This window comes from Herminiimonas fonticola (assembly GCF_003293745.1).
Taxonomy (GTDB): Bacteria; Pseudomonadota; Gammaproteobacteria; order Burkholderiales; family Burkholderiaceae_D; genus Oxalicibacterium; species Oxalicibacterium fonticola.
The window spans coordinates 19,198-37,648 of the sequence record NZ_PTLZ01000006.1 but is presented as its reverse complement, the minus strand read 5'-3'; the positions used below and the strand labels follow the sequence as shown (position 1 = coordinate 37,648).

Here is an 18,451-nt window from a genome sequence, read left to right as displayed (position 1 = left end):
GGGCTGCATTCGATAGTGTTCTCAAAATTCAGACTGCTGAATGGTTTGTTGCCATTGCCATGTGTCTTCTCGCTCTACAAAAGCTCAAGGATGTCGAAAGTTTTTCGACAATGTTTCTAAACTATGATCTTTTGGCGAAACGGTGGGTTCGTTACGCATACCTGTACCCGTTTGGTGAAGGGCTGGCCGGACTCCTTATGGCGGCGAACACATTAATGTGGATATCTGTCCCAATAGCACTTTTCATTGGCATCGTCGGTGCCGCGTCTGTCTTCAAAGCCGTCTACATAGACAAGCGGGAGCTTAAATGTGCATGCGTGGGGGGTGACAGTAATGTTCCATTAGGCTTTGTATCGCTAACCGAGAATTTGATGATGGTTGGCATGGCCATTTGGATGGTGTTAAAACCGATGTCGACCTAGTGCTGGTAGACATCTTTGTGGATGCAACTAGCAATGTATCAGCCGCGATACGTCATCGCTAATGGCACTAGATTGTTGGGTCGGTCGTATGCCGCCGCTTTCGGCAAGATTACGCTGTATAGATAAAAAAGGCTGCGATCAAACAGTTGAGCGATCTGCTAAAGAGATTCGCCTCTCTGCAAGCGCTTCCACATCAATGTCTTCTGGCTTTCTGTGTAATAGATCCGACACCTCTGTGCCATTTGCAACATTCCTTCTGCTTACGCAGCGATTAGTGTGTTGCATCACCGGTTGAACCCAAGATAGAAAGCGGCCGGTAATAGTTGAGTACAAGTCCTGCGCTCGAGTAGCAACTTTCGCATCCTCAGTGCAACTTTAAGTTCGCATTGCGAATATTTAAGTTTCTTCTCCGATGATTCTTTCTCGCACGCCATGGTCCTAGTAAGTCTGTTGTGGCAATAGCTTGCATTCTTCTTTTTCTATGAATTTGATTGTGGCTGATTCTAGTTATTTTCCGGAATTTTGATAATGCCTCGCTCTGCGTTCTTATTATCGACAGCACTAAACTCTTGTCAGCGGATGCATAAACGCCAGGCTATTCTGCCTGGCATGTACTCAATCATCTTTTTGGATGTCGTCTCTCAAGCTTGCTATTGAAGCTATGCTTCATTAACTGAAGTGAGGGAGGGAGATAGCTCTCTCCCTTATATAAAGAATATAAAACCCCGCATTTGCTCCGCACTAGATAGGCCGAGTGATCAACTGCTCTCCAGCGTTGAACACATGATGGGGGTATGCGATATTTTTTTACTGCGATAGGTATAACGATCATTTGCTAGTTGAGTAAGCGCATGGAGTAGACACACATTACTTTGATGAGAATACTCATTCGAAGGCAAAAAAAATATTTCCAGTAAAAATACAGGCCGCCTTGTATTCGTATGAATAGGCCGGGCGGCAAAAAAAAGACCGCATGCAGCGGCCTCTTAAATTGCTAACCGCATTAAAGTGATTACGCCATCTGCAAAATGATAGCCAGCACAAAGAATCCCAACACGAGAAATTTGCTGTAACCAGGGATGGTTTTGATTTCTCCCTTTCTCTCAAAATACACATCGCCGGTAAAGGCAATGACCAGGAATGCAGGAATGAATACCAGAATACTGATGATCGCAAACCAGCGTTTTCTGAACCAAGGGATTTGATCGTAAGACGCGTAGGCGATATTGGACGGATTGTTAGATGTAGTCATGATTTCTTTCAGTTAGCCAGGTTGGTAATGATGATTAAGAGACAGTGCCAAGCAGCACCAATAAAGAGAGAACAGAAAATGTCAGGGCAACGACTGCCAGATTCTTGCCAGGCTTTTTCTGTTGCAGGCTGAGTCCGGCGAAGATTGCGCCAGCGATGCCCAGGATCGCAGTGCCGACCAATTGATCCTTGTCGTACTGATCAACATCCAGGCATGCCAGAAAAGCCAGCACAGCAAGAATGAGGGCAACGATGGACATCCAGTGCATCTTGGACGGTGAGTGAGAAGAAGTTTGCGGTGCGCCGCAATGCGGGCAAGTAACAGCACTGTCGTGTATGTCCTTACCGCAACCGCGACAAAAAACCATGCTCATGGTGCATCCTTATAAAGTTAAAAAATGAATTGCTGCAAAGGGAAGTGATGAGATGTAGTTAATGTGGTGCCTTGCCAGCCTTGCACCATTCGCTCCACTCATCCAATTGATCGAAAGCGATCGATGCATCAGGACCTACTTCCTTGCGATGCGCAGCCGTCCATTGATCGACACAGACATCGGTATTCAATCCCGCAACTGCTGGCGGGGTAGCTTGCAGACGGTCCTCCACCAAGACCCCGTCCTTGTAGACTTGATCCTTGACCAGTTGACCATCGGCCCCCCATTGCTGGACATCACCATGCGGCTTGCCAGCACGCCATTCAACACGACCATTGCGCTTGCCGGTTTGATGGTCAAATGACTCTTCGACTCCATCTTTCAGACCATCAGTCGTTTCTCCCGTATAGATCAGATGGGAACCGTCTGGCAGGTATTGCTTAAGCTTCCCGTGCAGGACGCCGACCTTCCATTCCTGACGTAGTATCAGCTTGCCGTTGTCAGGGTTGGATACTTCCAGCTTGTCATCCAATTCCCCATCCTTGAACGTGGCCGCCACTAACACATCGGATTTGCGCGGCACATACAGCGTGGCCGGTCCTTCTGTCGTTCCTTTTACGTAGGTGATTTCACTCATAACGATCTCACTTTGGGGAAGCCGGCAAATAGCCTTGCCGTCAAATAGTCCACCTTTGATATCGACATCACAGAAGTAGCGCTGTAAGGGATGCTCTAAATGCTTGCCCAGTCCCAAATGTGCGGCCGTCTTTAATTGACTGACGATACGATTGAGTACAGGCGTACTCAAACCACTGACGTTGGTCAGCTTTCCGTCGAAGGGCTCATTCGCACCTTCCTCGTAGATCTTACCGTTGACGACTTCGGCATGGCGTTCATCTAATATTTTGTCTTGGCCGCAAGCTGCCAAGGAAGCAAGCACGCAGGCACTAACGACGACGCGCAGGGCGTTCGTCCAATTCACATTCATCATGGTTTTGTTCTTTATAAGTGAGTCGGAGCAAGGCATACGGCCTCAGCAATTAAGCTGAATCTGATGCCGTGCACCTAGTTTTGTTGGTAGGAGAGGCATCGGATAAACGGCGGGTAAAGCCCGCCGTATGCTTAGGCTTATTTTTGCCGTCGCTTCTGTTCTTCTTCCAGACGTTTCTTTTGTTCTATGGCTTGGTCGCCGATGGCAACTGCCGCCTTGCCGGCAAAAATGGCCGTATTGGCGACAGCAATACCGGCCACTTTGGCTGCTGCCTTGGCTTTATCGGCAAAGCCGAAAGAAAACCGAAAATCATCGACGCTGTCGCCGATCTTGAAGAAATCCATGTTCACTCCTCCTGGATCACGTTAGATCAATATTCATCGACCTTGCCGCTGCCTTCGCATTCAGGGCAGGGTACGCGGGCACGGCTGTTGCCGGCACAGACCGGGCAACTGTCGGGATGATCGTCATCACCGTATTCGAGCGGACACGGGATCTGGCCTTTGCCCTTGCATTCGGGACATTTCACTTCGTTGCTCATTTTTTGACTCCTAAGTAAAAATTAATTCGTTGGCTCTCTTGGTATAGAGGAAGGTCATTTCTCCATGGAAATATAACATAACCTGTAACAGGTTTTGGGATATCCCGGGATGGGTTTGAGAATATAGTCATGCCAAATCCAATTCACGATCCGCGTTATCAAATATTCAGGGAGATGCTCACTGAAGCTCGCCTTGCCAAAGGTATGCTTCAGTCTGATGTTTCGGAAAAACTGCAGAAGAACCAGTCGTTCGTTTCAAAATACGAACGGGGAGAGCGTCGCCTAGACGTTCCAGAGTTCATTGATGTTGCAGAGGCGCTTGGAATAAAGGTGGTTGATTTTCTTACTGCGTATAAGGCTCAGTTGGGTAAACTTAAGAAACAACCACCGCGTTGATTGCTCAGTTCGGGAGCGGTGAACTAATTTTTAAATTCTCAGCTTTACCGATTAATTTTTCACGTAGCCCGACTTTCTTTTCACTGCCGGTTTTAGCTGCACGGCCTGCAGTACCTGTGTCGGCCTCAGTAAAAAATTCTTCAACGATCTCCGTTCTTTCTTCTTCCGAATCTTCAAACGCACCGTTGCGTAATCCTTCGCGAGCGACCACATCCAATGCTGCTTGCCCATAGCCACCAGATTGACGACGTTCATTAAGTTGTCTGGCTTGTGCAAACGCCTCTTCTATCGTCAGTCCTTCCCTGACCGTGACATCCACGTAGTAAATAGCAGTGCGGTGACTGAGTGTCGTACTTTTGCCGCGCAGTCGCAGTTCTAAGGGTAGGCATGCCAGTAGATTGCCGGACGCTGCCTGGTAATAGCTGAGTCTCGCTGCCAGAGTACGAATACTGTTGAAGCCAGTTGTCCTAAAAATGAACGTTCCCATTTCTTCAGCATCACCAATCATCACGTTCAGTCGGCCATACGGTTTGCAAGCTCCGCCTTTCGCAAGATCACATCCATCTGGTGAAGGGCAGGGCAGGGTTTGCATGCCTGTAGCTGTGTAACGCTTGCACGTCTCACCGTTACCGACACACAGTGGCCGACCGCTTTGACGATCGAACATGCTGTACTCAGCGCGCAAATTCAAATCCGGTTCATTGAACAGAAAGCGAATCGGAATCGAACGCAGCTTGTCACTGCCAGACGATTTACGCAGCGCTTCGTCCAAGGGATGATTGACCCAGCCGTCACGGTTCTGCACTTGCGTCGTAATGCTGAACTGATCATCCTTTTCTGGGAGACGTTTGCCGTTCTTTTCGACGACCTTGCCGATGGAGATCCGTCCGATGACGGGTGGGGTGATGGCGAGTCCTTTGATCATGATGTAATCCTCAATAAAAAAGCCCAGCCTCAATAAGAGACCGGGCGGCATAAAAGCCATCCGACCTAATAGCGGCGGATGGAGAATGGCGTGCAGGGATAGGGGAATTACGTTGAGATGAGAAAGCGGCGACTGCCATACTTGGTTACAGAATAGCGGGTAGGAAGATCAGGTTGGTCCAGCAGTAGTGCATCCATATTCAAAGCCTGGCTGTCTTTCGACCGCTTCCAACTGACGCTGCCAGTCTCGAACACGGCATTGCTTGCGTCACCCATGCGTTGCTGGATTTTCTGTTTCAGTTGGGGCTCCAGTAGTTGCCGCTGAGTGATTTCTTCTCGCACCATTACCAGATCGGCAAAGGTGCTGGAGTAGTCTCGGTCGTCCGTCAGATCAAGGCATTGACCCCCATCAGTTGGATACAGACAGCGCAATGCGACATCAGCTGAATCAGAACCATCTGCCGGTGGCGGCGTATCAGATTCCACGTACTGCCAGAAGCGACGTTCCAGTTCAATGAGTCCGGCAATCAGAGCATCGTCTCGTTCAATCCGATGTACCCGAATTTCCTGACCGCACACCAAGACGCAAACATCAGCAGATACTTTGCCGGTGACTGCTAACTGATGCTGTACCTGACAGACTACATATTCAGGTACACCATCTCGCCACAGACGGACACCGAATTCGCCAGCAGTTTTACATTCTAGGATCTGAACGTCCGATGCACCGACCACTTCTCGATCAATATTGGCCAGCATCCATGCCTTGTCGGCATCCGGGTGTTGAAGTACCGCATTGATCTTGCGTACCCTGTTGCCGGTACGGCGCGTGTAATGCGCCGCTACTATAGGTTCCAACAACGTGCCCCAATACATCGGACTGGTTTCATCGTTCGGATCAATTTTTGGCAAACCCCCATCCCGCCCAGTCTTGATCATCCATAGCTCAAGCTGAGACTGATACGGATTCAAACCAACGGCTGCAGCAGCATCGCTACTACCGATGCCGCCTTTCCGTACTTCGAGCCAATGATCACGGCTCAATTCCTTTGTTGATACCAGCCGTAATGCTGGCGCTTTCCTTTTAGGTGCAATCGCAGGATGGTTCATGAAGCGACTCCTCAAATAAAAAGCCCGACTGCGGGGTAAGTGCAGTCGGGCAGGGGTGTGAGACGGATAGGGTAAAAATCACTTAAGCAATGAACACCGCAGTAAAAATAAAGCCTCTAGGCAATCATCAGCAATGCCTGATCCAGTGCTTTTTGTTTCAGATGCGCTCCCTGGCCAAACCAGGCTGACTCCAGTCGGTAATCTGTACTGCGCGCACGTCGCTCATGATCGATAAACTCGGTCACTGAATTCAATAATCCCAATGCGGTTCCCTTGGAGGACGCTAGTTCCGCCCCTTTGCCATGCCCATCGAACAACGCCATGGCTTTCGTTATGGCGCGTTCGTTGGTGTAGCCCGAGGCAGTTTTACTTTGGTCGGTAAAGACTCGCAGGTAGTAGTTCTGTACTTCCTTTGATTTGACCTTTCGTTCACTCAGGCCCTTCATGCGGTACATGAAGGTATCCCAGGTAGAAACGGAAATGCCTAGCTGTTGCTTGACCGCCTGTGGATCGAAGGACGTGCTGTGCGGGACTTTGACTGCTCCGTTACTGCCGGAGAGAGCCACCGCCAGTGTGTTGTTGCACACCACACGAATCGACGTGAACTGTGCCGTCGTTGCCAGCGTGCCATCGCAAGCGGTGGCCAGCAGAACGTACCCATTTGTCACATCGTTACCCTTGATGGTGGATGACTGTCCTGTACGTGCCAGTGCCCAGATCTTGCGACCGCCTTTCAGAACACCAGCCGTCTCCAGCTCGAAGCCGGAGATTTCTGTCAGGTCACGATAGAACTCCAGAATCTCGCGAGGTTGCACGACTTGGTAGCGTTGGCCGACTACGGATAATGGTTCGTTAGTGTCCGAGCGGAACAGCACCTTGTTCTCCGGGAAGGACATGATGGCACCGAGATTGCCAGCGCTTTCTGTCATGAAGCGCACGGGTGCTTCCCGGATCTGCCAGTCCATGCCTGCTTGCTGTGCCCATACTTCAATGGGCTGTTTCGCGGTAAGTTGATTGCCTAGACCATGCCAAGGTGTTGCGCCGACATAGGCCATTTTTTCAAGTAGGTGCGCCATAGGGTGATTTTTTCCTTTTGTTTTGTATGCACGTGACGATGCCGTTTTGTGAATACAGTAGCGATCAAACAGTCAGTGCAAGGGTGTGGGTTACGAGATGTTACGAGGGAAAATTGCAGAACTACTGACGAGCTGTAAAACTCGAATAGCTGAAAATCATACAGTTTCTATTGCTTGCTGAAGGTGAATCCGCATTCACTACAATGATATTTGTCTAACACCGTATCGTCGATGACTTCACCGAGCGTGGCACCGGTAGCGCATCCTGCTGCACCGCCTAACAGGCCACCGATAATAGCGCCAGCAATGCTGCCAATGCCGATGCCAATTGGTCCTGCAAGCATCCCAACGGTTGCACCGACTTCAGCACCTGCCATTGCACTGCTTACGCCGACTGCAGCGCCAGCTACGGTGCCGATGGTACCGCCTGTCTTCTTGCCGTAGCTCTTGATATCGATGCGGTGAGATAGGCATCTTGGACAGGTGAGGCTCATGTCGAATGCTCCTTCGTTTCTGAAGATTCGCGCGCGAGATTTATCGATTGAAAGCTTATTATTTCTTGCATATTTTTCCTTGTCTAAGAGATGAAATTAGATGTACTGAACGATGGCTACGCAATGGAGGTTGCTTAGTCTCAGTATGGAATATATGTTTGAAATTGTTTGGGATCGGCTGCTGCTTCTCTTTGGAGAATGTAATTTACGCAGTCCGTAATTCTGAAGAACTATCTGACTTTTCGACAAAGTGCAGGTACATCAAGAGCCTTATAAGCTCTTGGTGCGCCAACAGAATGTCAAGGAAATCAAAAAGTTAGATGGCCCGTTGGATAAACTGGGCCAGTTTTCGTGGCAGGTTGCTGATCGTCCCGGTTTAACGAGAAGTGTTGGAGTGTGGAGCATTTGAAACGTGGCCTCTACAAATAAGAACGAAAACCAGCAAAATTAATAAAAAAATATTACAAACAGACACACTTGTATCTATCCTGAAATCATTATAAGAATTGCCGAGCAGTAGAATGTTTTAATTCCAACACAAAGGGGACATCACCATGCTATTCAAAAAAACCGCTAACACACTGTTGGCTGCCTTAATGCTGAGCCTAGCTACCGCACCTGTATACGCAGACAAACCAGAATGGGCAGGTGGCGGTAAAAATAAAGGCGGTGATCAAGGCGATCATGGAAAAGGTGGGAACAAAGATGATCGCAAAGGGAATGGACAAGGCGGTAGCCAAAGTAATGGCAGAAGCGATGTTAATTTAAGCGTTGGAGCATATTTTGGTGGCACTCAACGCCAAGCCGTTCATGATTACTATGGATCACAATTTAAATCTGGCAAGTGTCCACCGGGTTTGGCAAAAAAGAACAATGGCTGTCAGCCACCGGGACAGGCTAAGAAATGGTCTAGGGGCTATGCCTTGCCGAGCGATGTGGTCTATTACCCGGTTCCAAGCACATTAGTAGCCCGCCTCGGTCCGCCACCTTCAGGTCATCGATATGTGCGGGTTGCGACAGACATCTTGTTAATTACTATCGGCACTAGCATGGTAATTGATGCAATTGAAGATCTTGGTGGTTTATAACCCCGCGGAATCAAAATGACCACCATTGATTATTTTGATTAGATGATTGGAAATAAAAACTTTGAAAGTACATCAAGAGCTTTCTAAGCTCTTGATGTACCGACAAAACGTCAAGTAAATCAAACCGTTATATGGCCCGTTGAAAAACTGGGCCATTTTTTTCATGGCAGTTAAGTTGAGTAATAGGTATTACCTAGCTCGTTTTTTAAAACCCAATAAAGAAACAACCGACCCGGGCTGGGAGAGATGTTCAGTTCGATGCTGCGACCTCGATGAACGAAGAGTCGCCAGTTCGATTATATCGGCCGGGCCCTCGAAGTAGCTTTCAGGCAGTCCGCATAATGTTTCAACATCGCGCGACGACAAGCCAAGATAACGGGGGATCGTCTCTAGAGATAATGCACCTTCATTTACTAAAAGCTCAACGGTCCGCCGTAACAACCGCGGCATTTCCACTTCCCATTTATCATCTCCGGGTTCAGCTTTTGATCCCCAGCGAGCCGAACGGCGCTTAAATAGCGCAAGTTTTTCATCGTCTTTCAAAAGACCAAGAGCATGCAGACGCATCATCATAGCGGCAACCGAAACGCCCCACCGTTGTTTAAGAATCAGCAAATTATCCAGATTAGTGGGAACGCGAACTTCACTAGCGAAGGTTTCGGCAGGTAATAAAAACGCACCAGCAAATCGGTGCGCCTGCTTTTCCATTAGATTGTATCGATCAGGCGCATCACCCCTGAGAATGTGTTTATGAAGGATCAAGTGACCAATCTCGTGCGCAAGATCGAATCTGCTGCGAAAACCATTAGCTTTGTCAGCGGATAAAAAGATAATGGGTCGCTTTAATAGGCCGCTCCAACTAGACAAACCTTCGATGGCTGAGATTTCAGTCTCTTCGCGAATAAGAACTATACCAGCGCTTTCAGCCGCTAAGGCCAAGTTTTGTATAGGCCCGCGCCCTAGTTGCCAGAGAGATCTACACTCCTCAGCCGCAGCCTCAATATCAGCATTACTAATTTGCTCGGGATCATGGAATGTTCGAGCGGGAAGATTCACACTTGGAAAATCGACATATTCATTGAAAAGCAAGGCAATTTCCTGCCCCCACTCAGTCCTAGCAACAAGTTTAGAGCGCGCAGTTTTCAATGCAGAGGCATTGCTACGATAATGTGGCGGTGATACAGCTTGTAGGATGGGGCGTGTTAACCATTCGGCTTGAACATTGAGAACGGATGCAAGACGTTCAAATGTAATTGCCTCTGGTGCTTGATCACCTTTGCACCATTTTGTAACGGTGGAGGCCGCTACACCCACCAAACTTGCCAATTGCCCTTTTGAAAGATTGCGGGCGGACAAAGCCTGCTCAAGACGGGCCGGTTGTAGATCATTAATTCCCTTGGTCATTTCCTGTTTGCTTTTTCGTTGGTGCTTTAAGTTTCGGCGTGGCGTTATCCAGCTGAACTACATTCTCTACTTCATCGTAAAGTTTAACAAATTCAGCTAGAGGTTCTATATAAAGCCACGATTTCAGGTCGGCAGCGGGGACAGCAATCATCACTTGAGTTAACTGTGATATGTTATTTTCATCGCGACCATCAACTACTCCGACAATAAAAATTGTCCCGGCGGTGGGTTGTCCAGCTTCAGTAAAAAAATCACTTTGAACATACTTACGAGCAATTGCGTCGTTGAGTTCCGCTAATCTTTTCCGCGTAGCGCTTCGCTGTAAATTTGTCCATTTATGACCAGGCACATTAAGTCGAGCAATATTAAAAATTCCCAAACGACCAATGACTAACTTCGTTCCACGAAGTGGGGTGGGCTCAGCACCATGAACTTGCAAAGCTTCGAAGAAAAACTCATTGGTGAAAAAATGTTTGTCGTGTCCGGCAGCGGAGGGACGATGTCCTTGTACAAAGTTGGAAGCTTGACGCCGACCTTTTTCATCGCCAGCGTAATAAGCATCTTCGAAAGCCATAAGCGCATCACGAGGAATATTTTCAGTGATGAGCTTTTTCAGTTCCTTCAATCCACCGCTTAGTATATTAATCATAATATTCAAGAAAAGTTTCCAATAACGGGAATATTATCATTAAAAGTTTCGTGTTATAAAATTAAATTTAAAAATTGTTTCTAGTTACGCGATTTTTCCGAATTTATTATGGCACGTTGGTTTGTTGTACATTTTTTCGGTACTTCAAACATAAATACCCAAAACGGAGGGGTATAACATGACCAGGTGGAATAAGCTTTTACATGTACTGAATCAAACATTTAATACACAAGCAGGTGCAACATCAACTGTAAGCCGGTACAGCGAGCTTTCGATAACGCCACACAAGAACACGTTATTTGGCTTGAGTATCGCGCGAAGGCAGACGTCTTCGAATCAGCAGACATCAACGAGGTGCCTGTAACTAAATCTCGGAAATGCAGACGGTTAATTGATGTGATAACCGAAACGACGTTGCGAGCTGCGTGATGAAGCAGCTGCCCATCTATCCAAGACATGTCACAGAGTTGGATCTGCAATTCCATTTCGAGGATGCAGAGTCTTCCAGTGTAAAAAGCATTGAGCAAGACTTTGACTACGGAACGTTAGAACACGTGATTACAATCGAGTATCGAGTGAAGGTGCCGGAATCACCTGATCCCCGAATTAAGCGGGAATACGGCATAGAAGGATTGCGAGCAGGTCAACCGAACAGGGAAGTATGGCGTAACTTCCTGCGACCTATGCTGGAAGAGTATCCAGATATTGAGCAGTACATGTGACTTCGGGATATAGCTGAAATCTAAGCTGCTGGGGCAAGGAAGGTTGCAGCGATTGAAGGTGTAATACGACGGTATACACACCATTGTTAGCTTGATGCCCCGGTGTGCTGGCTGTGTCCGCCACTAATAGCGGACGTTCAATTTCACTGCCCCATATTCATGGGATATTCATTATTCAGTCAGTCCGCTCCCGATTGCCTTCTGCATTCGGGAGAATAAATCCTGAAGCTTTGGCTTCGTTCGCGACATTTTTCCATATTAAAGAAAATGGAATGTGTTGCGTCTGCCGGTAGTATCCAAGCGCTGAGTCGTTCACAAGATGCGAGTCCAGTGCATCACTTCCGTTGCAAAAAGCCGCAAGATTCAACCGTCAACGGATACCCTTAGCGTGCGTAGGGGTCCTAGAGCCATCACTGTATCGACCCCATATCGAAATGAGCCGGTGCGCGCCAGCCCCCAGGAAGAACAGCAACGCGCTGCCCAGGCCCCAGATCACCCAAGTCGCCACCGTCAAGCTGCTAACCAGTGCTGGCGCAGCGTGAAGTAAACCTTCGACAACCGGGGCCAGTCCCGAGAGCAGCGATGTCATTGCCTGCACTATTTCCGAAGGGACCCACAGGGCCAGCCCCTCTGGTAAACGAAGGCTAGCGCTGGCTGACGTTGTGCTTGTGAACGTACCAGCACTCGAGACTGCCCATAGAGCGACAGAATGAAACGCCCATGCCGCCAGCGACCAAAGAACAAAAATACTTAAAACCACAAACCAGCTGAGTGTGTAAAGCATAGACGAATATTCCTTATGAGCAGTTGTTAACTTAATATTCCAACTTTTTATTGGTCAAATAACTCAAGCTAGTCACTAACCCCAGCTTGTTCTGCACACTTAATTGACCGCCTACCTGATGACCAGAGCGGCTTTCTATTAATAACGAATCACGCTGTGCATAGCGATGGTTGTATGTCAGGGAAGAAGAAACGCTGGCGTAATGCTGCCTTGCGCTTTCCTTGATTACGTCAATAGCGACAGTGGAATACTACCAACTTATCAGTTCTAAAAAACTGAATTAAATTGCTAATTAATTCGTAAAATACTGATAAAAAACACATTGCATTTTGCTTCAACGCACAAAAAATTCATTGTTTCTCACATGCGTCGGCTGGAGTTCATGAGGTAAGGATTGTCGTCCATCGTCCGCTACCGGAAAAAAGCGGACGTTCCAACCAAGCTGCTTTAGCTCGCCTGCTGCTGGGCCTGAGAATTGGAAATGCGGCGTCGTATCTCAACCAAGCCCACATGTACGGGCTTATTTGTAGAGTATTGAGCGTAATAATTATCGTAGCTGTCTGAAAATCTGGGTATTAGACTTTATTAGAACCTTTAACCATGCCTTTGTGGCGAGATACAACGGTTTCGAGCTGGGCTAGATAATCCTCCCGGGAGACGCGTAATGACAGCTCTGCTTCTACGAACATCCTACGGCAAAGCTGTTTATGGGCCATCCATTCATCGAAGCTCGCCAGCCCATCGCTGCCTGTTTTATTTACGCGATTTTGCAACTCTGGTTTGTCATCAGTAATTTTCTTTTCCATAATTCCTCCATGCGGCAACCTTTACATGCTGGCGATTTGCCGACAAGTATTGCAATTCTTAATAGTGCGTAGGACAAACGGCCAGCTTATTAGGTGAATTCAATATATCGCGGCACCTTTTCATGACGTTGATTCAGTAAGAGACGCTTCCTTAACCTTGATCTCTCCTCGGTTTTGCATGGATGATGGTGTTAATGCCGTCCAGGTTACCGCCATGGTCAACGCGATCAACTCGCTTCAACGATCTGTATCTTTCATAGTTTAAGACGCTCCCAATACGAATGATTCTTAGGCTTAATGTCAATCTCTGTCAAAATGCGTCCAAAAAAAGGAAGGAGCGCATGGCAACACTGACACAACTACATAACACCTCATGCGAAGACTGCGGTGAACACTTTTTGTTGAAAGAGTAATAGATGGGAAAAGAGGGCAGCCCCGCGATAAGCGATTACGGGGATTTGTTGCTGGATGCGATTTGCGTGGTGGACTCACAAGGCAAGTGCATATCTGTAAGTGGCGCGTGCGAACGGATTTTCGGTTATACGCCGGAAGAGATGGCCGGTAAATTCATGCTGGATCTGGTCCATCCAGATGACCGGGATAGGACCCTGCAATCCATAGACCGCGTAATGGCTGGTTACCTGCAGCGTTATTTTGAGAACCGTTACATTCGCAAGGATGGAAAGGTGGTTTACATCAGTTGGTCAGCAACTTGGTCTGAGGAACATCAAGTTAGAATCGGTGTGGCACGCGACGTGACTCAACGCAAATTCGATCATGATGAACTGGTTGGGCGCGAGTTGCTTACTGATGGGCCAGCGTTGTGGAAGATATCGGCATCACCACGCCGTTTGATTGCGCCGGATGGCGTGAGCATCTCTCTTTCGCGGCAGGATCATATCGTCTTACTGACGTTAATGAGCGGTGGAGAATCCGTAACCCGAAAAGCAATAGTAGAAGCTTTGGGGGAAGATTTTCTCGATTACGATCAACGTCGTCTAGACACGCAAATGCGTCGTTTGCGGCGCAAGGTCAGCGAGGCGTGCAGTTATCAGCTTCCTGTCAGCACCTTGCGCAGCATAGGCTACTGCTTTCACGAAAAAACAAAAATTCTCCGCTGAGCACGAGAAATTTTGCTACATAGTTATCCATCATTCTAGGTACGAGTGCTCGTATATCAAAACCCACCACTACTCTTCGGCATCTATGTCGGATCAAGGCACTGTTTTAAAATGCCTAATTCTAGATCCCCTGTAAACGATTCCATAGCGAACCAGATGAATGACCTTCGCGGGAATTTGTTTTTTCAGCGAATCTAACAATATAAGGGGTGGTGCCCGTCTTTGTAGACTGATTTCATCCGTTACTTTCTCCAAGGCAGATTATGACGCAAGGTTGGGAGCGCATACTCGCGAGATTGTCATAACGTTGAAGAGAAATGATCACTTGGCAGTGCGTCTCTACGACATTTCACGATAAACCTTGTGCCGTCCTTATTTGCTACTGCTCAGATGTAGAAATACGAACAGGGCGTGACAATTTTGCGATTGTTCAATAGGTGTAGTCGAATAACGTCAACTCCGCAAGAAATCAACATTTATTTGTAAATGGGGTTCTATTACGACATTTTCACCAAAAAATTATTGCCGTGTGGAAATATACGTTAACCTTGTAGATGGAGTCATCCAATCGAATCCGCACGATATCATATCAATAATTAACTGTTATTCATCTGGATGCCATTCATTCATTCATTTTAAAAATAACATGTCTCCTTTTCCTTTCTCCAAGAATCTGTCTTTACAAGCATTGGGTACCCTGATTCTTGGATTCACAGGGACCATCATACTTTTCTTGGTAATAACCAATCTGGAAAACAGTCGGAGTACTTTTGATTTTCAGCGTCGCGCGGAAAACAGAATCTCCGCGGTGCGAAACGGCCTCCAAATGGCCGAAGACAATTTAGCAACCGTGAATCGACTCTTTACCCTCGCGGGTCCTATTAGTCCCGACCAATTCCGTGCATTTGTTGAGCCAATGTTGGAAAGAAACGCATACATCCAAAACTTCACTTTCCATCGCCTAATTTCTGAGCAGGAAAGACCTCTATTTGAGAAGAGAATGCGTGAGTTCTACCCCAATTTTTTGATAACTGAGGTGCTTAACGGAAAGATAATACCTGTTCGACAGAAGGAAAATTACCGAGTAATTGAGTATGTAGAACCATTTCAAGGAAATGAAGCGGCATTTGGTTTGGATGCTACATCCCGTCAGAGTCAAGATGCAGCCGCACTGCGCGCTTGTCAAACCGGTCTGGTTTCAGCAACCAAGCCCTATGTGCTGGTTCACCGAAATCTCACCATGCGTGGCTTCGTTATGCTTGCGCCTGTATATCGGGCAAATACTAACCTACAAAACGTGAATACCCGATGTAATCTCATCACAGGCTATACGAGTGCGGTGTTTGATACGAAAAGATTGGTTGAGCAGGCATTGTCAAAACGAGATTTACTCAAGGCAGAAGGTTATGCCGTTGCAGTGTATTCCGGGGATGCAGAAAATGAAAACGATCTGATCTTCCGCTCAGAAGACACGAAATATTCGGCGACATCATCCATTCTGGTACTCCCGAAATTTTTTGCTCTGCAACCGGTTGATCGACGATCGAATTTTGAGATTGCAGGTCTTAGATGGAATGTAGTGGTGTCATCAACTCCACTTCCTTTTTTTAAATATCATCTCGCTTCATTTCTTACTTTACTCGGCGGAATATTAGCGAGTTTCTTGGCAGCGGCCTACATGCAAGCGTTGGTTGTTCGGGCCGAGCGGGCTAGGCAGTTCAATCAGGAAAGTCTAGAAAAGTCACGACTTGAACAGATAATGCGAGACAGGAATCTTCAGCTTGAAGAAGAGCGCGCCCATCTTCGTACCCTGTTTGACCAGACGCCGAGTTTTATTGCCATTCTGACGGGGCCACAGCATATCTATGAAATTTCAAATAGATCTTACGACGAACTTGTCGGTCATCGCAATTTGATTGGCAAGTCGGTGAGAGAGGCTTTACCAGAATTGGAGGGACAAGGATTTTATGAGTTACTGGATCGAGTATATGAAACGGCTGAGCCTTACATCGGAAAAAATCTACCGATAGTCATTCAAGCATATCTTGATAAACCAGCTGAGACTAGATACGTCGACTTTATCTATCAGCCTATGTTTGACGCAGAAGGACAGGTTACCGCTATTTTCGTTCAAGGCAACGATATCAGCCTCTATACCAAAGCTCAACGTGAGCTGGAGCATTTAGTCGGGCATGACGCTCTTACGGGATTGCCGAATGACTGTCTAATAGCGGCAGAGCTATCAAAAATGATGACCCAGGCTGAGCTGGATCAGCAATCCCTTGTCATCATGGTGGTTGATATTGATCGCTTCAATTCCGTGGGCGAGCGTTTCGGACCTGCAGTGGCGAATTCTTCGTTGAAAACAATCGCAGATCGGTTGCATATAGTTTGCCGGAATGATGGTGTGGCGGGCCGACTTGGGGGAGATAAGTTCCTGCTCGTGCTTCAGAGGGATCTCGAAGATAGTACCTGTAGTCACATCTTGCAGCGCATCAGAACGGTAATCGGCGAGGCGATCATTATTGACCATCATGAACTGTTCCTGACCTGCAGCATAGGTATCGCGACTTATCCCACAGATGCCACTAGTCCGAATGAATTGATTCAATACGCAGAAATGGCAATGAGCGGCGCGAAGGCGCTCGGAAACAATAATTTCAAATTTTATACGCCGGAACTGAATGAACGCATTCGCGAACGTTTGAAGCTTGAAACAGCAATGCGTAGTGCGCTGGAGCGATCTGAGTTTGTAGTGCACTATCAGCCACAACTGGATTTGTACACAGGAAAAATTGTTGCTGTGGAGGCCTTGGTCCGGTGGCAGCATCCCGAGTTAGGTCTTGTTTCACCGAATTCTTTTATTGCTGCTGCAGAAGATATCGGCCTGATCGTTCCGTTGGGAGAGTGGGTGCTGAAGACTGCGTGCGCCCAGATGAAGGCGTGGCAAAAGAAAGGTATTGAGAATTTGCGCGTTGCGGTCAATTTGTCGGCACGTCAGTTTGCGCAAGGCAATTTGGTGGAAATGATCCGCACAACATTATCGTCAAGCGGTCTGGAGGCTCGATATCTTGACTTGGAGCTTACCGAAAGCTTGGTGATGACGGATGTAGAGTATGCCATCGGCAGTTTAAAAGAACTCAATGACATCGGCGTGCAATTGTCGATCGACGATTTTGGTACCGGTTATTCCAGCCTGGCTTATTTAAAGCGCTTCCCTATAGATGTGCTCAAGATCGATCGCTCCTTCATTAAGGATATTCCTCAAAACAGTAATGATGCTGCCATAGCCGATGCCATCATTTCGATGGCGCATAGTCTGGGCATGCGTGTACTTGCGGAGGGCGTCGAAACAGAAGCGCAATGCGAATTCTTGTCCCGTAACATGTGTGATGAAGTTCAGGGCTTCCTGTTTTCCAAAGCGCTGTCTGCGGAGGAGATGGAGCCAATCTTGCGCGAGTCGCCAGGTCTGCCGGCGCATCTTTTACGTTTGCACAAGCCAGCACGCAAATTGCTGCTGGTGGATGACGAACCCAGTATTCTTTCTTCATTAAAAAGACTACTTCGGCAAGATGGTTATCACATCATTACTGCAGCGGATGGACAAGCCGGCCTTGACGTGTTGGCACAAACGGAAGTTGACGTCATCGTCTCTGACCAACGTATGCCAGGCATGACCGGCGTCGAATTTTTGCGCAAGGTAAAAACGCTTTATCCACATACCGTACGAATAGTCTTGTCCGGCTTTACCGAATTGAAATCTGTTACCGATGCAGTCAACGAAGGTGCGATTTACAAGTTCCTCACCAAGCCGTGGGAGGATGATCAACTGCGCGGACATATCGCGGAAGCTTTCCAACATAAAGAAATGGCAGACGAAAATCGTCGTCTTGATATTCAGGTAAGAACTACCAATCAGGAATTGGCTAGCGCCAATCGAAAACTCGAAGAGGCGCTCCAATACAAACAGCAGCAAATTCAACGCCGCGAGGTCAGCCTCGATATTGTGCGCGAAGCGTTGCAACACGTACCGCTCCCCATAATTGGTCTAGATGAAGAAGAAGTAGCAGTTTTTGCTAATGGCGCAGCGTATGAGCTTTTCGAAAAGGTTGGATTGATTCTCGGTGATTCAATCAACCAAATCATTCCGGAGTTTTCTCATCCGATACCTGAACATAAAACAGAGGAACAATACGATGCCATGATCAATGGCCTTCCTTTCCAGATTTTGGCGCGCAGAATGGGACAAGGAACGCAATCACGCGGCAGCCTCATTATTCTCAAAAGGCTTGCATAGC

Annotated in this window: 18 protein-coding genes and 1 pseudogene; 6 read left to right on the top strand and 13 right to left on the bottom strand. The window is 47.5% G+C overall.

Features of this window, described 5'->3' with window-relative positions:
- On the top strand, nt 1-422 hold a 422-nt coding region (locus Hfont_RS14865; protein ID WP_277740808.1), incomplete at its 5' end, for a MauE/DoxX family redox-associated membrane protein.
- 72 nt (nt 423-494) lie between these two features.
- On the opposite strand, the pseudogene Hfont_RS15335 reads toward Hfont_RS14865, so the two are convergent.
- The 6 genes and pseudogenes from Hfont_RS15335 to Hfont_RS15125 form a co-directional block, all read right to left on the bottom strand.
- Nucleotides 495-664, bottom strand: a pseudogene (locus Hfont_RS15335) (IS30 family transposase); the annotation flags it as partial.
- Nucleotides 665-1,434: 770 nt separating this feature from the next.
- Nucleotides 1,435-1,674: a hypothetical protein gene (locus Hfont_RS14855; protein ID WP_112993216.1), complete on the bottom strand. Its 240-nt coding sequence runs from the start codon at nt 1,672-1,674 to the stop codon at nt 1,435-1,437.
- 34 nt (nt 1,675-1,708) lie between these two features.
- Nucleotides 1,709-2,047: a zinc ribbon domain-containing protein gene (locus Hfont_RS14850; protein WP_133467297.1), complete on the bottom strand. Its 339-nt coding sequence runs from the start codon at nt 2,045-2,047 to the stop codon at nt 1,709-1,711.
- A 58-nt stretch (nt 2,048-2,105) separates the two neighbouring features.
- Nucleotides 2,106-3,038, bottom strand: coding sequence for a toxin-antitoxin system YwqK family antitoxin (locus Hfont_RS14845; RefSeq protein WP_112993214.1), 933 nt, complete (start codon nt 3,036-3,038; stop codon nt 2,106-2,108).
- Between the two features lie 137 nt (nt 3,039-3,175).
- Nucleotides 3,176-3,382: a hypothetical protein gene (locus tag Hfont_RS14840; RefSeq protein WP_112993213.1), complete on the bottom strand. Its 207-nt coding sequence runs from the start codon at nt 3,380-3,382 to the stop codon at nt 3,176-3,178.
- Nucleotides 3,383-3,408: 26 nt separating this feature from the next.
- Nucleotides 3,409-3,579 carry a hypothetical protein gene (locus Hfont_RS15125; RefSeq protein WP_162845926.1) on the bottom strand — a complete coding sequence of 57 codons (171 nt, stop codon included), beginning with the start codon at nt 3,577-3,579 and terminating at the stop codon, nt 3,409-3,411.
- Between the two features lie 129 nt (nt 3,580-3,708).
- On the opposite strand from Hfont_RS15125, the gene Hfont_RS14835 reads away from it, so the two are divergent.
- Nucleotides 3,709-3,975, top strand: a complete 267-nt coding sequence (locus Hfont_RS14835; RefSeq protein WP_112993212.1) for a helix-turn-helix domain-containing protein — start codon at nt 3,709-3,711, stop codon at nt 3,973-3,975.
- A gap of 4 nt (nt 3,976-3,979) precedes the next feature.
- On the opposite strand, the gene Hfont_RS14830 is transcribed toward Hfont_RS14835, so the two are convergent.
- From Hfont_RS14830 to Hfont_RS14815, 4 genes are all read right to left on the bottom strand, one after another.
- The gene (locus Hfont_RS14830) at nt 3,980-4,900 is read right to left on the bottom strand and encodes a recombination directionality factor (RefSeq protein WP_112993217.1); all 921 of its coding nucleotides are present in this window, start codon (nt 4,898-4,900) and stop codon (nt 3,980-3,982) included.
- Nucleotides 4,901-5,007: 107 nt separating this feature from the next.
- Nucleotides 5,008-6,009 carry a YqaJ viral recombinase family nuclease gene (locus Hfont_RS14825; RefSeq protein ID WP_112993211.1) on the bottom strand — a complete coding sequence of 334 codons (1,002 nt, stop codon included), beginning with the start codon at nt 6,007-6,009 and terminating at the stop codon, nt 5,008-5,010.
- Nucleotides 6,010-6,125: 116 nt separating this feature from the next.
- Complete coding sequence (locus Hfont_RS14820; protein WP_112993210.1) at nt 6,126-7,085, bottom strand: DUF932 domain-containing protein; 960 nt, start codon at nt 7,083-7,085, stop codon at nt 6,126-6,128.
- Between the two features lie 167 nt (nt 7,086-7,252).
- Nucleotides 7,253-7,579 (bottom strand): hypothetical protein, encoded by a 327-nt coding sequence (locus tag Hfont_RS14815; protein WP_112993209.1) that lies wholly within the window; start codon nt 7,577-7,579, stop codon nt 7,253-7,255.
- Between the two features lie 554 nt (nt 7,580-8,133).
- Between Hfont_RS14815 and Hfont_RS14810 the strand changes: the two genes are divergently transcribed.
- On the top strand, nt 8,134-8,667 hold the full coding sequence (locus Hfont_RS14810; protein ID WP_112993208.1) for a hypothetical protein: 534 nt from the start codon (nt 8,134-8,136) through the stop codon (nt 8,665-8,667).
- Between the two features lie 189 nt (nt 8,668-8,856).
- On the opposite strand, the gene Hfont_RS14805 is transcribed toward Hfont_RS14810, so the two are convergent.
- Together Hfont_RS14805 and Hfont_RS14800 are read right to left on the bottom strand one after the other, a co-directional pair.
- On the bottom strand, nt 8,857-10,071 hold the full coding sequence (locus Hfont_RS14805) for an XRE family transcriptional regulator (protein WP_112993207.1): 1,215 nt from the start codon (nt 10,069-10,071) through the stop codon (nt 8,857-8,859).
- Nucleotides 10,055-10,729, bottom strand: a complete 675-nt coding sequence (locus tag Hfont_RS14800) for a hypothetical protein (RefSeq protein ID WP_133467298.1) — start codon at nt 10,727-10,729, stop codon at nt 10,055-10,057. The genes Hfont_RS14805 and Hfont_RS14800 overlap by 17 nt, the downstream gene beginning before the upstream one ends.
- Before the next feature lie 419 nt (nt 10,730-11,148).
- On the opposite strand from Hfont_RS14800, the gene Hfont_RS14795 reads away from it, so the two are divergent.
- Entirely contained in the window at nt 11,149-11,442 is a 294-nt protein-coding gene (locus Hfont_RS14795; RefSeq protein ID WP_112993205.1) for a hypothetical protein, read from the top strand.
- Between the two features lie 1,359 nt (nt 11,443-12,801).
- Here Hfont_RS14795 and Hfont_RS14785 read toward each other — a convergent pair.
- Nucleotides 12,802-13,032, bottom strand: a complete 231-nt coding sequence (locus tag Hfont_RS14785) for a hypothetical protein (RefSeq protein ID WP_112993203.1) — start codon at nt 13,030-13,032, stop codon at nt 12,802-12,804.
- Between the two features lie 416 nt (nt 13,033-13,448).
- Here Hfont_RS14785 and Hfont_RS14780 point away from each other — a divergent pair, with 416 nt between their 5' ends.
- On the top strand, nt 13,449-14,153 hold the full coding sequence (locus Hfont_RS14780) for a PAS domain S-box protein (protein WP_112993202.1): 705 nt from the start codon (nt 13,449-13,451) through the stop codon (nt 14,151-14,153).
- 646 nt (nt 14,154-14,799) lie between these two features.
- Nucleotides 14,800-18,450, top strand: a complete 3,651-nt coding sequence (locus tag Hfont_RS14775; protein ID WP_112993201.1) for an EAL domain-containing protein — start codon at nt 14,800-14,802, stop codon at nt 18,448-18,450.
- Nucleotide 18,451 lies beyond the last annotated feature (1 nt).

Excerpts from the sequence above, each read along its gene's own strand:
- Hfont_RS14855 (WP_112993216.1), bottom strand. The coding sequence starts at position 1,674 with ATGACTACATCTAACAATCCGTCCAATATCGCCTACGCGTCTTACGAT.
- Hfont_RS14850 (WP_133467297.1), bottom strand. The coding sequence starts at position 2,047 with ATGAGCATGGTTTTTTGTCGCGGTTGCGGTAAGGACATACACGACAGT.
- Hfont_RS14845 (WP_112993214.1), bottom strand. The coding sequence starts at position 3,038 with ATGATGAATGTGAATTGGACGAACGCCCTGCGCGTCGTCGTTAGTGCC.
- Hfont_RS14840 (WP_112993213.1), bottom strand. The coding sequence starts at position 3,382 with ATGGATTTCTTCAAGATCGGCGACAGCGTCGATGATTTTCGGTTTTCT.
- Hfont_RS15125 (WP_162845926.1), bottom strand. The coding sequence starts at position 3,579 with ATGAGCAACGAAGTGAAATGTCCCGAATGCAAGGGCAAAGGCCAGATC.
- Hfont_RS14835 (WP_112993212.1), top strand. The coding sequence starts at position 3,709 with ATGCCAAATCCAATTCACGATCCGCGTTATCAAATATTCAGGGAGATG.
- Hfont_RS14830 (WP_112993217.1), bottom strand. The coding sequence starts at position 4,900 with ATGATCAAAGGACTCGCCATCACCCCACCCGTCATCGGACGGATCTCC.
- Hfont_RS14825 (WP_112993211.1), bottom strand. The coding sequence starts at position 6,009 with ATGAACCATCCTGCGATTGCACCTAAAAGGAAAGCGCCAGCATTACGG.
- Hfont_RS14820 (WP_112993210.1), bottom strand. The coding sequence starts at position 7,085 with ATGGCGCACCTACTTGAAAAAATGGCCTATGTCGGCGCAACACCTTGG.
- Hfont_RS14815 (WP_112993209.1), bottom strand. The coding sequence starts at position 7,579 with ATGAGCCTCACCTGTCCAAGATGCCTATCTCACCGCATCGATATCAAG.
- Hfont_RS14810 (WP_112993208.1), top strand. The coding sequence starts at position 8,134 with ATGCTATTCAAAAAAACCGCTAACACACTGTTGGCTGCCTTAATGCTG.
- Hfont_RS14805 (WP_112993207.1), bottom strand. The coding sequence starts at position 10,071 with ATGACCAAGGGAATTAATGATCTACAACCGGCCCGTCTTGAGCAGGCT.
- Hfont_RS14795 (WP_112993205.1), top strand. The coding sequence starts at position 11,149 with ATGAAGCAGCTGCCCATCTATCCAAGACATGTCACAGAGTTGGATCTG.
- Hfont_RS14785 (WP_112993203.1), bottom strand. The coding sequence starts at position 13,032 with ATGGAAAAGAAAATTACTGATGACAAACCAGAGTTGCAAAATCGCGTA.
- Hfont_RS14780 (WP_112993202.1), top strand. The coding sequence starts at position 13,449 with ATGGGAAAAGAGGGCAGCCCCGCGATAAGCGATTACGGGGATTTGTTG.
- Hfont_RS14775 (WP_112993201.1), top strand. The coding sequence starts at position 14,800 with ATGTCTCCTTTTCCTTTCTCCAAGAATCTGTCTTTACAAGCATTGGGT.